We start from the raw sequence: 14,452 nt of genomic DNA on the forward strand, positions 1-14,452 counted from the left end.
TACCTAAAAAACAAACGAAAAAGAACCCTTTAACGTCTGCGGAAAAAGAACATAAAACGAACACGCTATCGGTTTTATCAAAAGATTTAAGATTATATCTGAAAAATACAGAAACAGAATAAAAAGATTTAAACTAAGGTTTAATTTAATAGCGGGGATATGCAATTATGAAAATAACTATTGATTTCGCAAGAGGTCTATAGTTATGATAAATATGAGGGAAAGTTTGAAAGAGTAAAAAATAAGAACAAAAAAACAGATATCGTAAATTTCACTTTACCCATTTTGAGAATAATTCCCAGAAATCCCATCTGTCGTTGGGTTTAAGAACGCTTGTAGCGATAATCGGGGTTTCATCGGAAATTTGGTAAATTTGTTTTATTGATTTTAAGTTTTTTGTTCTCTCGTTTTTTGTCAATTTATCGCTTTTTGTTAGGACGACAAATATAGGAATTTGTAAATCAGATAAAAAAAACGCCGCTTCTTTATCGGCGTCCGTCCCGCTTTCTCGTCTATAATCTAAAAGCCAAATTACGCCCGATAAATTTTCACGTTTTTTGCAGTAATTTTTTATGATTTCGGACAAACACGCTTGTTTAGTTTTGGAGACTTTTGCATAACCGTACCCCGGTAAATCCACAAAACACAGACTTTCGTTTAGTGAAAAAAAATTCATAAGCCGCGTTTTTCCGGGAGTTTGTGAAACCTTTGCAAGCGTTTTTTCGCCGAGAATCAAATTAATAAAAGACGATTTTCCAACATTTGAGCGCCCAAAAAGCGCAAATTCCGAAGCGTCGTTTTGCGGACATTGCGATAAAAATTCAGCGGATTTCACAAATTTAACGTCAGCGTTTTCAAAATAATCCGATAACTTTTTTTCACTCATTTCTGCCTTGTAATTATAGCGGTAATTGAATTTATATCGCTTTCAAGTTTTTTGTTTGTTTTCAGATTTTCAGTGATGTTTTTACATGTAATACATACGGTTGAATGGTCGCGTCCCAAAATATTTCCTATAGCCTGTTCAGAATTTTCGGTGATTGTCCGCACTAAATACATCGCTATTGAGCGCGGATAAGAAATTTCTTTTTTTCGTGACGAAGAACGAATTTCCTGCGCCGTGATTCCGAAATATTCGCAAACTCGGTCGATAATAATATCGGCCGTAATTCTTCGTGAATCTTTTATATAATTACTCAAAATCACTTTTACCGAGTTTATATCCAAATCCGCATTACAAAATACCGAAGCGGCGATAAGGCGATTGTATAATCCTTCCAATTCACGGACGCTTGTTGTAGAAATTTCTGCGAGATAAGACAAAACATCGTCGGATAGCGCTATTTCACCGTGTAATTTTTTACTTATAATTTTAACCTTTTCGCTTTTGGTCGGAACAAGAATTTCGGCCGTAACACAGTTGTTCAAGCGCATTTTCAGCGACTCATAAATACCTGAGATACCGCTTGGCGGACAATCCGATGTTATTACGATCTGGCGGCTGTTATCGTATAAATAGTTCAGAATATCAAAAAACGCCTTTTGCGACCCGTCTCCTCTAAACAGATGTACATCGTCTATCAGAAGTAAATCTACGTCGTTGAAAGATTGGTAAAATTCTGTTAAACCACCTTTTTCTTTTGTAGCGTTTACGTATTGTGAAACGAAATCTAACGCACTAAAATAAAATATTTTTTTTGCGGTTTTTTCTTGAGAAGCGTAATGACCTATCGCCTGCAGTAAGTGAGTTTTTCCCAAACCGCTTTTCCCATATATCGCTAAAATTCTGTAAGACGATTCTTTACCGGGCATTTCGGCGACAGTCAAAGACAAATCGAACGCTTTTTTGTTCGTATTGCACACAACGAACGAATCAAATACATAATTTTTGTAAAAAGCGCCTTTTATAATCGACTCTTCCGGTATAGGTGCAATATATGTTTGATAAATATTTTCTTTTGTCGCTTTTTCTAACTGCTCCCGTTCGATTTTCGCTTCTTCTTCAATAACGACTTCAAAGGAAATCTTTGTTATTTCGGGATATTTTTTTCGCAGGATTTCAATTATCGTCGGCGCGTCTTTTTCTATAAATTCGCCGTGAAATTCGCTTGGAACAGACAAAACCGCTTCATTCCCGCTGATTCTTAAAAGATTTGTACGTCCGATCGTCGCAGAAAACCAATCTTTATTTTCCACGTCTTTTATAGCGGATGAAAGTGTCTCAGTCCATATACGAGATAAAAAACTTTCTTCGTTTTCAAAAAAATTCAATATTGTAGCCGTCGAAGCCATTCGGACTGCCCTTTCCGATGTCGTAAATTTGCCGTAGAACAATAAAATAAAAATACGTTTACAAAATAATTAAATTGACGGGATAAAAGAGAAAAAATTTTGTTATTATTTAAAATTCAGCAATTACTTTTTATCATTGTGTATATATTTATGATTTTGGATAACAGAAAAACATTTTCACTTTTTTTAGTTTGATTAAATCGGGCTTTTGGTCAAACAATGTATATAATTCCCTTGCTAAAACTTAACGAAATATACTATTTTTAAACAAAAAAGGGAGGAATGATTTTGAAAAAAGAAAAAAAGCGTAATGCCGTAATAATCGCAATAATTATAATTATATTATTATTGCTTGTTTTGGTGAAATTATACTTTGAATTTAGGACGGAAAGAGCGAATTTTGAAACGATTAAAAAAGAAAACGTTGAGCGTATTGAAAAATTGAATATGCGTTCGCTGATCGATTCTTTGTGTAATTTGTATTCGGACGCCTGCAGTGAGTTTGAAAAATTCGCCAACATCGGTTCTCTTATGATTTATGCGGATTCTTTGCACAACAGACAAGAATTTATTTCTTTGATTGATTCTTTATGTCAAATTGATAGTGTAAATTGTGAAAAATATAAACGATTTTCAAACTTTAATGAATTAAAAAGTTTTATGATGCAAAATGATCCCTCTAAAGAAAATGTCATTGACGATCCTGTTGAAAGAGAGAATCTGGAAAAACGACGTAAAAAAGAATCTATCGACAGCATAAGCGGAATCGCATTAAAAAAAAAATTCTTGACACGCTTGAAAACAATGGTTTTACAGACCGGCGCGAAAAAGAATTTGCAGACAATGCGAGCGGCGAAAAACTATATGTCGATTCTCTTAACATAACAAAAGAAAGAATTTGTAAAGATACGATAGCGCCCTGGGTTTATCCCGAACCGACGGGCGGAGTCTATTTTGAGCCGATAAAAATTTCGTTTGTTGTTTCAAAACAATGCAGTATTTTTTATAAACGTTCAAAAGACGCCGAATATAAACTCTACGCCGACGAAATGATTTATTTTTCTCAAAACGGCGATTTGTATTATTATGCGATAGACAGTTGCGGAAATTTATTTGAAGAACAAAAAAAAGTTTATGACTTTAGACAAAAACAAACGGAAAACGTTTGTTCGGAGGCAATGGTTCTAATAGAATCTTCGCGCGGGAATTTTTGCATAGATCAATATGCTTGGGAAAATAAAAAAGGAGTGCGGCCGCGTAACAATATTTCTTGGCAAGACGCCCGCGATTCGTGTCTGTCGCTTGGAAAGCGGCTTTGCTCTTCGGAAGAATGGACCGTCGCATGTAAAGGTCCATATAACTGGAAATATCCGTACGGCGAAAAATATATACGTCAAGCATGCGTAACTCAAGACTCGACTTACCAAAAAAACGGTTCGGCGGGTGAATGCCGCGGCTGGTATGCGATTTATGATATGGTCGGGAATTTATCGGAATGGACAAACACCCGTTCTAAAGAGAACAATCGGTTTTTTATCGTTAAAGGCGGTTTTTACAACAGCGGGAATGTCGCTGACTGCGACATGTCTCGATATAGTTACTATCCGCAAAACCGGCACAATCAAGTCGGTTTCCGTTGTTGCAAAGATGTGGAAGATGTGACGCTGCAACAGTAAAACAGAACAGATTGTTAAGCAGCCGAGAAAAATTTATATAATTCCGTAAAACATAAAACAAGGAACATGTTTTGAGAATATTGTCGCTGATTTATTTAATCTTTATAGAAATAAGAAATTTATATTACGAACTTCTACCGCCGAAAAATCTTGATTTTCCCGTAATAAGCGTTGGCGGAATACGAGCGGGCGGAAGCGGAAAAACGCCGCTTGCGGACTGGGTTATAGGCAGAATTGAAGAGATCGGGAAAACCCCTGTCCTTTTTTCAAGAGGTTACGGACGAAAATCGTCGCAAACGGAAATCATTGCGCCGGACGACGAATGTTCTTGGGAGCAAGTCGGAGACGAGCCGTTGCTTCTGAAAAGGCATCATCCGAATCTTTGGCTTGTAATTGACGGCAAGCGAAAACGCGGTGAAAAAAAATTGCGAAGTTTTAATCTGAAAAACATTGTCGGCGTTATGGACGACGGGTTTCAGCACAGGAAATTTCCGCGAAATTTAGACATTGTTATAATCTCTGACGACGATTTGAAAGACAAAATGTTACCGTCGGGACGTTTGCGTGAACCCCAGAAGTCGCTAAATCGCGCAGATGTTATAGTTGCGCCGGAAAAACTTGACGGCAAAAAAAACGTAAAAGCCGAGTTTTGCGTTTATAAATTTGTAAATGCCGTTTCAGGAGAAAAAGAAGTAATTTTTGACTCCGAAATATTGTGCTTTTGCGGAATCGCCCGCCCTGAAAGGTTTTTGAACAGTGTGAATAATTTAACGAAAAAATCGAATGATTTTATATTTTTTGCCGATCATCATAAATATTCAGAAGACGATTATAAAATGTTAAATGCCGCTTCCCAAGCGGTATTTATAACGACAGAAAAAGATTTTGTTAGGTTAGACACAAAAAAAATGGAAAAAGCGGATAAATTGTGGTATCTTTCTTATGGAGTAGAGGTTAATGGCTATGATTGTGAATTTTTAAAAAATAAAATATTTGAAGTTTGTGGAGAGGAAAATGAGTAAAGCGTTTATCAAAGTTGTAGTTGTAATGGTTTTTGCGGTAATTTTTGCTTTCGGTCAAAGTGAAAAAAAACGTTATGCGGCAATAAAACAGGCTGGCGGAGTTGTTGTTCGAGCCGACGTTGAGCCTGGAGCAAACATGGTAATGATGGCTCGCGAAGGACAAAAATTTGAAGTTTTGGGTGAGCCGGGTAAATTGTGGCTTAAGATAAAGACCGAAAACGGAGATGGGTACATTCCGATTTCAAGCTGCGATATAAAGGACGGTTTGAAATCAAATTATGCAGGAAGCATAATTCTTCTTATAGTTTTGCTTGGTGCGATTGGCGGCGGTGCGTATTATTATGTATTTTACTTCAAAAAAGGTATTATCCGCAAAGAAGACAGCAATATTTTGTAGATGAAATTTCTTTGCATTGATTACGGTAAACGCAGGGTTGGGATTGCTCTCAGCGATCCGTCCGCTGTGCTTGCAAGAGCGAAAACGACGATTGACAGAAAAACAACCGATAATTATTTATCAGAAATAGTTTTATTAATAAAGGAAGAAAACCCCGATGAATTGGTCGTTGGATTGCCGCTTGACGTTGATGATAACGAAACCGAATTTTGTAAAGAAATCAGGGATTTTTGCAGTAAATTAAAAAGCTCTCTTTTGAAAGAAATCCCGATAAATTTTCAAGACGAAAGTTTTAGTTCCCACAAATCAAATCTTATTTTACGTAAAACGAGTTCAAGAAAAAAACGCGCGCGAAAAGAAAAAGTAGATAGTGTCGCCGCGTGTATTATTTTGCAGGAATTTCTTGACAATCGTTCCAATTCGCATAGCCGGTTTATTTTGGAGGACTAATGTTGTATATCGTTCCTACTCCTATCGGAAATCTTGAAGATATTACCGTGAGAGCAAAAAAAATTTTGTGTGAAGTTGATTTAATTATCGCCGAAGATACGCGAAACAGCGGAATTTTATTAAAACGTATCGGCAGTGAAGTAAAAATGAAATCTTATCACGACCACAATGAAACCAAAGTCAGTGAAAGTTTTATAGAAATTATGAAAAGCGGTAAATCGGTAGCGCTGATTACGGACGCCGGCACCCCCGGTATTGCAGATCCGGCGTTTTATATAGTCCGTGAAGCGATAAAAAACGATATAAAAACCGTTTCGCTTCCGGGGCCTACGGCTTTTACGACAGCGCTTGTTGCAAGCGGGCTTCCAAGCGAAAGATTTATTTTTGAGAACTTTTTACCGCCCAAATCGGCAAAAAGAATTAAAATTTTTCAAAATTTTATAGGTGAAAAAAGAACGGTAATTTTTTATGAATCTCCACATCGAATACTTAAGGTTTTGGATGAAATGGCAGATGTTTTCGGTGAAATCCCCGTTGTTGTCGCAAGAGAACTTACAAAAATTTTTGAAGAATTTATTCGCGGAACGCCTAAGGAAGTATTGCAATCATTCAAAAATCGCTCTCCAAAAGGAGAGTTTGTCGTACTATTCAATGCCGGAGGGATTGCTGCGGACGAATTAGGATTTAACAAAACGGACAAAAAATGATATTATGGCTTATCGTTGCGATTTTGGCGTTGTTGTTTTCGGCTTTTTTTTCAGCATCGGAAACCGCGGTTTTTTCGATTCCTAGAGAGAAGATAAACCTGCTTAAAAACGAAGGGAAAAGCGGCTTAAAAATTTATCAGGTTCTTGTTCAAAGCGATTTGTTTTTAGTACTTATACTGCTTGGCAATAATTTTGTAAATATTGTTGCCATTTCAAGTTTGGGAAAGGTTTTTGGAATTTTTTTTAATAACAGTTTGACGATAATCTTTGTTCTGACGACTGTATTGCTTTTGGTTTTCGGCGAAATAATGCCGAAAACAATTGCCGTAAAAAATTCCATGCTTATTTCAAGAACAGTTGCCGGAATATATGTTTTGGCGTTAGAAAAATTAGGCGGCTTCCTAAAAAAAATAAACTCGTTAAACCTCAAACTTTTGCGAATGAATTATCGTTATCTTTTGCAAACCCCCGACCCTTTTGTAACGAATGAGGAATATGCGGTTGCTATCAAAGAAGCGGTAAGCAATAAAAAATTTTCCGAAAGTACGGGCAAAATGATAACCGGTTTTATAGATTTGACGGGGCACGGCATTTCAAATATCGCGCGAAATAGAAATTCTTTAAAAGTTCTAAAAAGTACGGATGAAAAAGCATTGCTTTCAGAAGACGAAATCGGAATTCTTTATATTAACAATGAAGTAAAGAAGGTTTTTTATCGTTCTTTTGACGGCGCGGCTATAGAAATTGAGCCGGCATGGTTTCCATGTACGAAAACGGTAGGCGATTTGCATGACTATTTTTTGAAAAACGATACCGTCTGCGTTCTTTTGGTTGACGAATACGGTGGATTTGACGGCGCCGCCAGCAGATATGACATATATAAATATTGGAAAGTTTACTGCAGTGCAAGTAAAAATGTTTTTGGAGAAATTATTGTGCGCGGAGAAGAATCGGCTATAAAGTATCGAGATTGGATTGCGCAAGACATGCTTGAAAAACATTCGGAAATAAAAACTGTTAACGGGGTTTTGTGCGCTGAATTCGGGGGAATTCCGCAAACCGGTCAAACGTTTAGCGAAAACGGCTTTGTTTATCACATAATAAATGCCGATAAAACTAAAATTAACAAAATAAAAATCCAAAAAACGTATTTTTGTAAATAGATTTGACAAATTGCGGTGACAATAAGTATTTTGACGAGAACTATGGTTATTGATGTTGGAAAAATACCGGAAGGCGAGCGGATTTGGGATTTTGTTTTATCTCTTGACAGTCGCCTTGTGAAAAATTTTATGTTGAACGAAAATATTCCCGTAACGCTCAAAACGGAAAGACGCCGTTCAAAAATTTCTTGTTTTGCAAAGTACAAAACAGAAGTTACTTGTGAATGTTCAAGGTGTTTGGAAGAGTTTAAATACGAAATAGAAAACGAAGTTCGTTTTTTTGTAATTCACGAAAGCGAAACTTGTAATTATGACGATGAGTTTGATTTTTATTATTACAAAAGCGGTAACGAAAAAATTTATTTTGCACATACGATTTATGACGATATTGTTACAAAGATTCCAATGAAGCCGTTGTGTAAAGATAACTGCGAAGGGATTACGCGATTTGTTCGAAAAAATGAAAACGAAAAAAACGAGCAATGGAATGTTCTTAAAAAATTGATAAAATAAAATTTTACAAAATAGGAGTTAAAAAATGGCAGTTCCAAAGAGAAGAGTTTCAAGTTCACGTAGAGACATGCGTCGTTCCCACCATGCACTTAACGCTGTTGCTCCGGGTGTTTGTTCTCATTGTAAGCAGCCGAAGTTATCTCACCGTATTTGTCCGAGTTGCGGATATTACAACGGAAAAGAAGCGCTTTCTATAAAAGAAGACTAAAATATGTCAAAAGTTCGTATTGCCGTTGATATGTACGGCGGCGATAACGGAATTTCCGCCGTCGTTTGCGCCGTTTTGTCCGCAAGCGAAAAACTTGGCAATGAAGTAGGTTTTGTATTGTGCGGAGAACAGGACCGAATAATTGCGGAATTTTTGAAAATTCGTCCTGATTTTTCATTCGAGTCCGGCCGTTTTTCAATATGTAATTCACAGCCCGTTTCCGATATAAAAACAAACATTAGCAGAATTTGGCGGACACAGCCCGATTCTTCGATAGTTAAGTGTGTTTTATTGCAAAAAAACAAAGAGGCGTCAATATCCCTTTCCGCGGGAGACACCGGCGTACTTTATTCCGCAGCGTTGTTTTTGCTTGGGCGGGATCCGGGAATTGACAGGGCGGCTTTGGCGGTTGCAATCCCGACTGTTCGCGATAAATCGACGGTTTTGCTTGATGTAGGCGCAAACGCGGAATGTTCGGCGAAACATTTGTTTCAATTTGCTGTTTTGGGAGAAAAGTATTACAAGAAAATAGCCGAAGAAAACAAAAAACCGAAAATTGGACTTTTGAACATAGGCAACGAAACGTACAAAGGGACAATTACGGTAAAATATTCGGCGAAAATGATAAAAAAAAAATACGGGAAACAATTTATCGGTTTCGTTGAAGGCGGCGAAATATTTGAAGGTAAAGCCGACGTTATCGTTTGCGACGGATTTTGCGGAAACGCAATACTCAAAACGAGCGAGAGCTTGTATTACTTTATTCATAAGAAAATCGGCAATTTACTTCAGCCTGAAGCGATAGAAGAAATGCAGCTGTTCAACAAATCTACTTATGGCTGCGCGCCTATCTTAGGACTTAGAGGGAACGTTTTTAAGGCGCACGGAAATTCTTCCGCAGACGCGCTGTCTTGCGCAATTATAAAAGCAGTGGAATCGTCGGTAAACTATGAAACCGATAATTTATGATTACAATCTTGATGAAATAATGCAAAAAGTCGTTAATTTCGGCGAGAAAAAATATCGTGCGAAACAGATTTTTGACGCACTTTTTCCTTGCGGCTTAAGTTCAATTTATGATGTTAAAAACATTCCGAGAAATTTGCAGGAAAAATTTGAAAAAGAGTTTGAATACGTACCTGCCGAAACCATAGAAACAAAAGTTTCGTCAGTTGATAATTCAGTGAAATTCGTTCTTAAATTACTCGACGACTCAGTAATAGAATGCGTAATTCTGTCGGCGAAAGACAGAAAAACACTTTGTCTGTCAAGTCAAGCAGGGTGCGCTTTGGGCTGTGTTTTTTGCGAAACGGGGAAAATGGGTTTCAAACGAAATTTGTCGTCCGGCGAGATATTGTATCAAGCGATTGTTGCGAACAATTATTTGCGGAAATTCGGTAAAAAAATCACAAATATTGTGTTCATGGGGATGGGTGAGGCGCTTAGTAATTTTGAGAATTTTGAGAAAGCGTACAACGTGATTGTCGATAAAAAAACGTTTGGAATCGGTACGAGAAAAATAACGGTCTCGACGGCGGGAGTAATCCCTAACATAAAAAAACTTATTGAAAAAAAGATCTCGATAGATTTGGCGATTTCACTCAATGCGTCGAACGATTCGGAGCGAAACGAAATCATGCCGATAAACAAAAAATATCCTGTAACGTCTCTTATTGAGATTGCAAAAGAATACGCAAAAGACGGTAGTAGAGTCGTTATGTTTGAATATATTATGATTTCAAAGAAAAATGACGGCGATGAAAACGCGAAACAACTTGCGGCATTGCTGAAAAATGTTCCATGCAAAGTAAATGTAATTCCGCTTAACGATTGTACTAATGATTTTGTTTGTTCTTCTGACGAGCGTATCGAGGAGTTTACAAAAATTCTTCATGAAGCCGGAATAAGAGTAACGGTTCGCCGAAGCGGCGGACGAGATATCGACGGAGCGTGCGGACAATTGGCGGGAAAACACTAAACCTTTTATTTTGGATGTTGGTTTTCCACAATTTTTTACCCTTAATGAAATATCATTTCTCCCTTTGGTTTTTTTGGAAAATCACCTCGTATTTTTTTGAAACGGAGAATTTTAACTACAAGTTTTTAAAACGATGTCAATAAATTATTTGACCGCAATATGTAGTGGTTCTAATAATTAGAACTCTTGCCGGAATTTTAAAGGAAAAACAAATTCTTTAAAATTTTATTAACAAGTTTTGAACATTTTTGTTGATAATTTCCGTGTTTTAAATTTACAAAACAAGATACAGCATATTGTGTTTATGTTTTTATGCTATCCTATATTTTGTATTTTAATGTATAACTTTAAGGAATAAATCCTATCTCCGCTTAGGAAGCAAGATTTGAAAAAAAATGATAAAATTAGACAAGAAATTTTGGTTTTTTATCTAATTTTATAGTATATTTGCTAATGTGGTTGTAACTAAATATTGTGTTTATAGGGAGGAAAAATGATTCGAACAGTTCGCAGAAGAGACGGGACTTTTGTCGCGTACGACAGACAGAAGATAGCGAACGCAATTTGGGGGGCGCTTCAAGCGACCGGCGGCGCAGACTTGCAATTGGCGCAGATTCTTGCAGAAAAAGCAGAAAAGGAAATCGGCGAAAAATTCAGCGAGAATTTAATTCCCGCAGTTGAGGACATTCAGGATATTGTAGAAGATGTTTTAATGAATAACGGCTACAATCACGTCGCCAGAGCTTATATTTCATACAGAAACCAACACATGAAGCGGCGTAACGCGAAAAAACTAACCCTTGATATAAAAGAAACGTTTGACGGTTATCTAAAGAATACGAATTGGCGCGTAAAAGAAAATTCAAACGTCAATTATTCTATCGGCGGATTGATTCTTCATATTTCAGGAGAAATGACGACAAACTATTGGCTTGACGAAATTTACACGGATAAAATTGCAAAATATCACAGAGAAGGCAGGTTTCATATTCACGATTTGCAAATGTTTTCCGGTTATTGCGCGGGATGGTCTCTTCGTGATTTGATTCGTGAAGGCTTAGGCGGAGTCGAAGGAAAAATTGCGTCTGCGCCGGCGAAACACCTCTATACTATCGTTCAGCAAATGGTTAATTTTTTGGGATGCCTGCAAAACGAATGGGCGGGGGCGCAGGCGTTTTCCAGCGTCGATACGTTTTTGGCTCCATTCGTTTGGGTCGATAATTTGTCATACGAGCAAGTGAAGCAGGCGATACAATCGTTTGTATTTGACGTTAATATTCCGTCACGCTGGGGCTCGCAAGCGCCTTTCACAAACGTTACGTTCGATTGGGTCTGTCCAAACGACCTGAAAGACAGGGCGGCTGAAGTGGGAGGAAAAGCGCTTGAAAAGAAATACGGAGATTTCCAAAAAGAGATGGATATGATAAATCGTGCGTTTTTGGAAGTATTTCTTGAAGGCGATGCCAATAAACGCGGGTTTATGTATCCTATTCCTACTTATAACATAACAAAAGAGTTTAACTGGAACAGCGATAACGCAAAACTTCTTTGGGAAATGACGGGAAAATATGGAACGCCGTACTTTCAGAATTTCATTAATTCGTCGCTTAAACCGGAAGACGTCCGTTCTATGTGCTGTAGATTACAACTGAGTTTGAAAGAACTTAACAAACGCGGCGGCGGACAGTTTGGAAGCGCTGAAATGACCGGTTCCGTAGGCGTAGTAACAATTAATCTGCCAAAAATAGGTTATTTGACCCAAGGAAATAAAAAAGCGTTTTTCAATTCGTTAGACGAGTGTATGGACGTTGCTAAGGAATCTTTGGAAATTAAGCGCGGTACGGTTTTGCAACTTATCAACGAAGGTTTTTTCCCATATACAAAAAGATATTTGAGAGACCTGAAAGGCAGAGAAATAACGAACAAAGAAACCGGTAAGAAAATAAAGTTAAACGAACTGAGCAATCACTTTTCTACCATCGGAATTGTTGGAATGAACGAGGCGTGCACAAACTTTATGGGTAAAAATATTCTTAATGAAGAAGCGCGCGAGTTTGCAAAAGAAGTTCTTAATCATATGAGAGATCGTTTGGTAATTTATCAGGAAGAGACAGGGAATTTTTATAATTTGGAAGCGACTCCGTGTGAAGGAACTTCTCATCGTCTTGCGGGAATCGACAGAGAATTATATCTTGAAATGGAGATCCCGGGCGGCGAAAATCCCTATTACACAAATTCTACGCAATTGCCTGTTGAGGCGACCGATGATATTTTTGAGGCTCTGAATATGCAGGATGAATTGCAAACGCTCTATACCGGAGGAACAGTGATTCACGGATTTATCGGAGAAGCGATTGAAGATACTTCGGCGGTAAGCGGTTTGGTGAAAAAAATTGCAAGCCGTTACAAACTTCCGTATTTTACAATTTCACCTACTTACTCGGTTTGCAGCACTCACGGGTATTTAACGGGCGAACAGACGAAATGTCATTGCGGAAAAGATACGGAGGTCTATTCGCGAATCGTAGGTTATTATCGTCCCGTTAAAAATTGGAATAAAGGCAAAAGAGCGGAATACGACAACCGCAAGTTGTACAAATCGAAAACGGCGAATTTTTCATTGCCGGAGTGTAAAGAAGCGGTTCAAATGGAGACGGTTTTGGCGTGAGTTCGGTTTTCAACGGAATTTGCGGCTTAAACAAATTTTCAGGCAACGATTTTCCGGGGGCGGTTTCGGCTGTCCTTTTTTATTCGGATTGCAATTTACGATGTCCGTATTGCCAAAATCCCGATATAGTTTTGGGGAATATAAAGCCGATTGATTATGACGAATTAGACGATTTTTTGAGAAAACGCCGTCATGATATTGACGGAATTGTGATAACCGGCGGCGAGCCGACTATAAACAAGAATCTTCCGCCGCTTATAGATTACATAAGAACGTTCGGTTACAAGATTAAACTTGACACTAACGGCTTGAATCCGGCGATTCTAAAAAACTGCGCCCCGGATTATTTGGCTTTGGACATAAAAACGACAGCAAAAAAATATGAGTATATTTTGGGTTCGGATTTGAGTGAAAGCCAAATTAAAGAAAACTTGCAAAGAACCGTTTCGTTCATCAAAAAACACAACGGTGAACTGCGAATTACCGTCGCGCCCAAAGTCATAGAAATAAACGATTTTGAAGAAATTGCCGAATATTGTTCGGGAATGAATGTTTTTTTGCAAAAATTTCGGACAAAATTTGAGATATTGAATAAGAATTTTTTTGAAGGTAAAACTTGCGACGACAGTTTTTTACACGAATTAAAAAATTATTTGGAAAAATCGGCAAAAAGCGTTAAAATAAGAAATTACGGCGAAAATTCAAAAGTCAGCGATAAAAAGCACGGTTAAAATGTAAACAGGCTTTTTGGCTTGCGGTCTGTTATACTATTGAAACACGCGGAAGATGTACTTTAACGATAAAATGATACCTTAAAGCTGAAAAAACTTTTATAATATTATTTTTGCTTCAAGATAAGTTAAGCATTTATTATTTTTATGCTGAAAATCTAAAAAAACGGAGTAAATTATGCCGAAAATTATCGAAGGAATGTTAGGCGGAAGCGGAAAAAAATTTGCAATAGCGGTAAGCAGATTCAACGAATTAATTACGAAGAAACTGCTTGACGGAACGCTTGACGGGCTTGTCCGGCATGGAGTAAATTCCGACGATATAACGGTTGTCTGGACGCCGGGAGCGTTTGAAATTCCGTTTGTTGCAAAAAAATTGGCGCTTTCTAAAAAATATGACGCCGTTATCGCCGTCGCCGCGGTTATCCGCGGAAGTACGCCGCATTTTGATTTTGTATCTGCGGAAATTTCCAAAGGAATCGCCGCAGTTTCGCTTGAATCGCAGATTCCTGTAATTTTTGGAGTTCTTACTACGGACTCTATAGAGCAGGCGATTGAAAGAGCGGGAACGAAAGCGGGCAACAAAGGTTTTGACGCCGCAATGACCGCGATTGAAATGGCTGATTTGTCGACGAAATTGTAAAAAA

Annotated in this window: 16 protein-coding genes and 1 pseudogene; 15 read left to right on the top strand and 2 right to left on the bottom strand. The window is 37.7% G+C overall.

The genetic code is table 11. From position 1 onward, the window contains the following. Positions 1–184: pseudogene (locus LBH98_10240) on the top strand (IS5/IS1182 family transposase). A gap of 87 nt (positions 185–271) precedes the next feature. On the opposite strand, the gene yihA reads toward LBH98_10240, so the two are convergent. Then, the gene (gene yihA, locus LBH98_10245; GenBank protein ID MDR0305126.1) at positions 272–886 is read right to left on the bottom strand and encodes a ribosome biogenesis GTP-binding protein YihA/YsxC; all 615 of its coding nucleotides are present in this window, start codon (positions 884–886) and stop codon (positions 272–274) included. Continuing rightward, complete coding sequence (gene dnaA, locus LBH98_10250; protein ID MDR0305127.1) at positions 883–2,292, bottom strand: chromosomal replication initiator protein DnaA; 1,410 nt, start codon at positions 2,290–2,292, stop codon at positions 883–885. The genes yihA and dnaA overlap by 4 nt, the downstream gene beginning before the upstream one ends. Before the next feature lie 288 nt (positions 2,293–2,580). Here dnaA and LBH98_10255 point away from each other — a divergent pair, with 288 nt between their 5' ends. The 14 genes from LBH98_10255 (at position 2,581) to ribE (ending at position 14,448) form a co-directional block, all read left to right on the top strand. Continuing rightward, on the top strand, positions 2,581–3,177 hold the full coding sequence (locus tag LBH98_10255) for a hypothetical protein (GenBank protein ID MDR0305128.1): 597 nt from the start codon (positions 2,581–2,583) through the stop codon (positions 3,175–3,177). A gap of 164 nt (positions 3,178–3,341) precedes the next feature. Next, complete coding sequence (locus LBH98_10260) at positions 3,342–3,968, top strand: SUMF1/EgtB/PvdO family nonheme iron enzyme (protein ID MDR0305129.1); 627 nt, start codon at positions 3,342–3,344, stop codon at positions 3,966–3,968. A gap of 80 nt (positions 3,969–4,048) precedes the next feature. Then, positions 4,049–4,990, top strand: coding sequence for a tetraacyldisaccharide 4'-kinase (lpxK, locus tag LBH98_10265; protein MDR0305130.1), 942 nt, complete (start codon positions 4,049–4,051; stop codon positions 4,988–4,990). Then, positions 4,983–5,387 (top strand): hypothetical protein, encoded by a 405-nt coding sequence (locus tag LBH98_10270; GenBank protein ID MDR0305131.1) that lies wholly within the window; start codon positions 4,983–4,985, stop codon positions 5,385–5,387. The genes lpxK and LBH98_10270 overlap by 8 nt, the downstream gene beginning before the upstream one ends. Then, a complete protein-coding gene (ruvX, locus tag LBH98_10275; GenBank protein ID MDR0305132.1) occupies positions 5,388–5,837 on the top strand; it encodes a Holliday junction resolvase RuvX in 450 nt (149 codons plus the stop codon). Then, positions 5,837–6,544 (top strand): 16S rRNA (cytidine(1402)-2'-O)-methyltransferase, encoded by a 708-nt coding sequence (gene rsmI / locus LBH98_10280; protein MDR0305133.1) that lies wholly within the window; start codon positions 5,837–5,839, stop codon positions 6,542–6,544. The genes ruvX and rsmI overlap by 1 nt, the downstream gene beginning before the upstream one ends. After that, on the top strand, positions 6,541–7,707 hold the full coding sequence (locus LBH98_10285) for a CNNM domain-containing protein (protein MDR0305134.1): 1,167 nt from the start codon (positions 6,541–6,543) through the stop codon (positions 7,705–7,707). Before rsmI ends, LBH98_10285 begins: the two co-directional genes overlap by 4 nt. A gap of 42 nt (positions 7,708–7,749) precedes the next feature. Continuing rightward, positions 7,750–8,220 (top strand): DUF177 domain-containing protein, encoded by a 471-nt coding sequence (locus LBH98_10290; protein MDR0305135.1) that lies wholly within the window; start codon positions 7,750–7,752, stop codon positions 8,218–8,220. Positions 8,221–8,245: 25 nt separating this feature from the next. Beyond that, a complete protein-coding gene (gene rpmF / locus LBH98_10295) occupies positions 8,246–8,428 on the top strand; it encodes a 50S ribosomal protein L32 (protein ID MDR0305136.1) in 183 nt (60 codons plus the stop codon). A 3-nt stretch (positions 8,429–8,431) separates the two neighbouring features. Then, positions 8,432–9,397: a phosphate acyltransferase gene (locus LBH98_10300; protein MDR0305137.1), complete on the top strand. Its 966-nt coding sequence runs from the start codon at positions 8,432–8,434 to the stop codon at positions 9,395–9,397. Further along, the gene (gene rlmN, locus LBH98_10305) at positions 9,378–10,406 is read left to right on the top strand and encodes a 23S rRNA (adenine(2503)-C(2))-methyltransferase RlmN (GenBank protein MDR0305138.1); all 1,029 of its coding nucleotides are present in this window, start codon (positions 9,378–9,380) and stop codon (positions 10,404–10,406) included. The genes LBH98_10300 and rlmN overlap by 20 nt, the downstream gene beginning before the upstream one ends. 493 nt (positions 10,407–10,899) lie before the next feature. Further along, the gene (locus LBH98_10310; GenBank protein ID MDR0305139.1) at positions 10,900–13,074 is read left to right on the top strand and encodes a ribonucleoside triphosphate reductase; all 2,175 of its coding nucleotides are present in this window, start codon (positions 10,900–10,902) and stop codon (positions 13,072–13,074) included. Next, complete coding sequence (locus LBH98_10315) at positions 13,071–13,805, top strand: anaerobic ribonucleoside-triphosphate reductase activating protein (protein ID MDR0305140.1); 735 nt, start codon at positions 13,071–13,073, stop codon at positions 13,803–13,805. The genes LBH98_10310 and LBH98_10315 overlap by 4 nt, the downstream gene beginning before the upstream one ends. A gap of 178 nt (positions 13,806–13,983) precedes the next feature. Beyond that, positions 13,984–14,448: a 6,7-dimethyl-8-ribityllumazine synthase gene (gene ribE / locus LBH98_10320; protein MDR0305141.1), complete on the top strand. Its 465-nt coding sequence runs from the start codon at positions 13,984–13,986 to the stop codon at positions 14,446–14,448. Positions 14,449–14,452: the final 4 nt, after the last annotated feature.

The sequence above is a fragment of the Chitinispirillales bacterium genome (assembly GCA_031254455.1).
Taxonomy (GTDB): domain Bacteria; phylum Fibrobacterota; class Chitinivibrionia; order Chitinivibrionales; family Chitinivibrionaceae; genus WRFX01.

Excerpts from the sequence above, each read along its gene's own strand:
- LBH98_10290 (MDR0305135.1), top strand. The coding sequence starts at position 7,750 with ATGGTTATTGATGTTGGAAAAATACCGGAAGGCGAGCGGATTTGGGAT.
- rpmF (MDR0305136.1), top strand. The coding sequence starts at position 8,246 with ATGGCAGTTCCAAAGAGAAGAGTTTCAAGTTCACGTAGAGACATGCGT.
- LBH98_10285 (MDR0305134.1), top strand. The coding sequence starts at position 6,541 with ATGATATTATGGCTTATCGTTGCGATTTTGGCGTTGTTGTTTTCGGCT.
- yihA (MDR0305126.1), bottom strand. The coding sequence starts at position 886 with ATGAGTGAAAAAAAGTTATCGGATTATTTTGAAAACGCTGACGTTAAA.
- LBH98_10270 (MDR0305131.1), top strand. The coding sequence starts at position 4,983 with ATGAGTAAAGCGTTTATCAAAGTTGTAGTTGTAATGGTTTTTGCGGTA.
- rlmN (MDR0305138.1), top strand. The coding sequence starts at position 9,378 with ATGAAACCGATAATTTATGATTACAATCTTGATGAAATAATGCAAAAA.
- rsmI (MDR0305133.1), top strand. The coding sequence starts at position 5,837 with ATGTTGTATATCGTTCCTACTCCTATCGGAAATCTTGAAGATATTACC.
- dnaA (MDR0305127.1), bottom strand. The coding sequence starts at position 2,292 with ATGGCTTCGACGGCTACAATATTGAATTTTTTTGAAAACGAAGAAAGT.
- ruvX (MDR0305132.1), top strand. The coding sequence starts at position 5,388 with ATGAAATTTCTTTGCATTGATTACGGTAAACGCAGGGTTGGGATTGCT.
- LBH98_10310 (MDR0305139.1), top strand. The coding sequence starts at position 10,900 with ATGATTCGAACAGTTCGCAGAAGAGACGGGACTTTTGTCGCGTACGAC.
- LBH98_10300 (MDR0305137.1), top strand. The coding sequence starts at position 8,432 with ATGTCAAAAGTTCGTATTGCCGTTGATATGTACGGCGGCGATAACGGA.
- ribE (MDR0305141.1), top strand. The coding sequence starts at position 13,984 with ATGCCGAAAATTATCGAAGGAATGTTAGGCGGAAGCGGAAAAAAATTT.
- LBH98_10260 (MDR0305129.1), top strand. The coding sequence starts at position 3,342 with ATGATTTATTTTTCTCAAAACGGCGATTTGTATTATTATGCGATAGAC.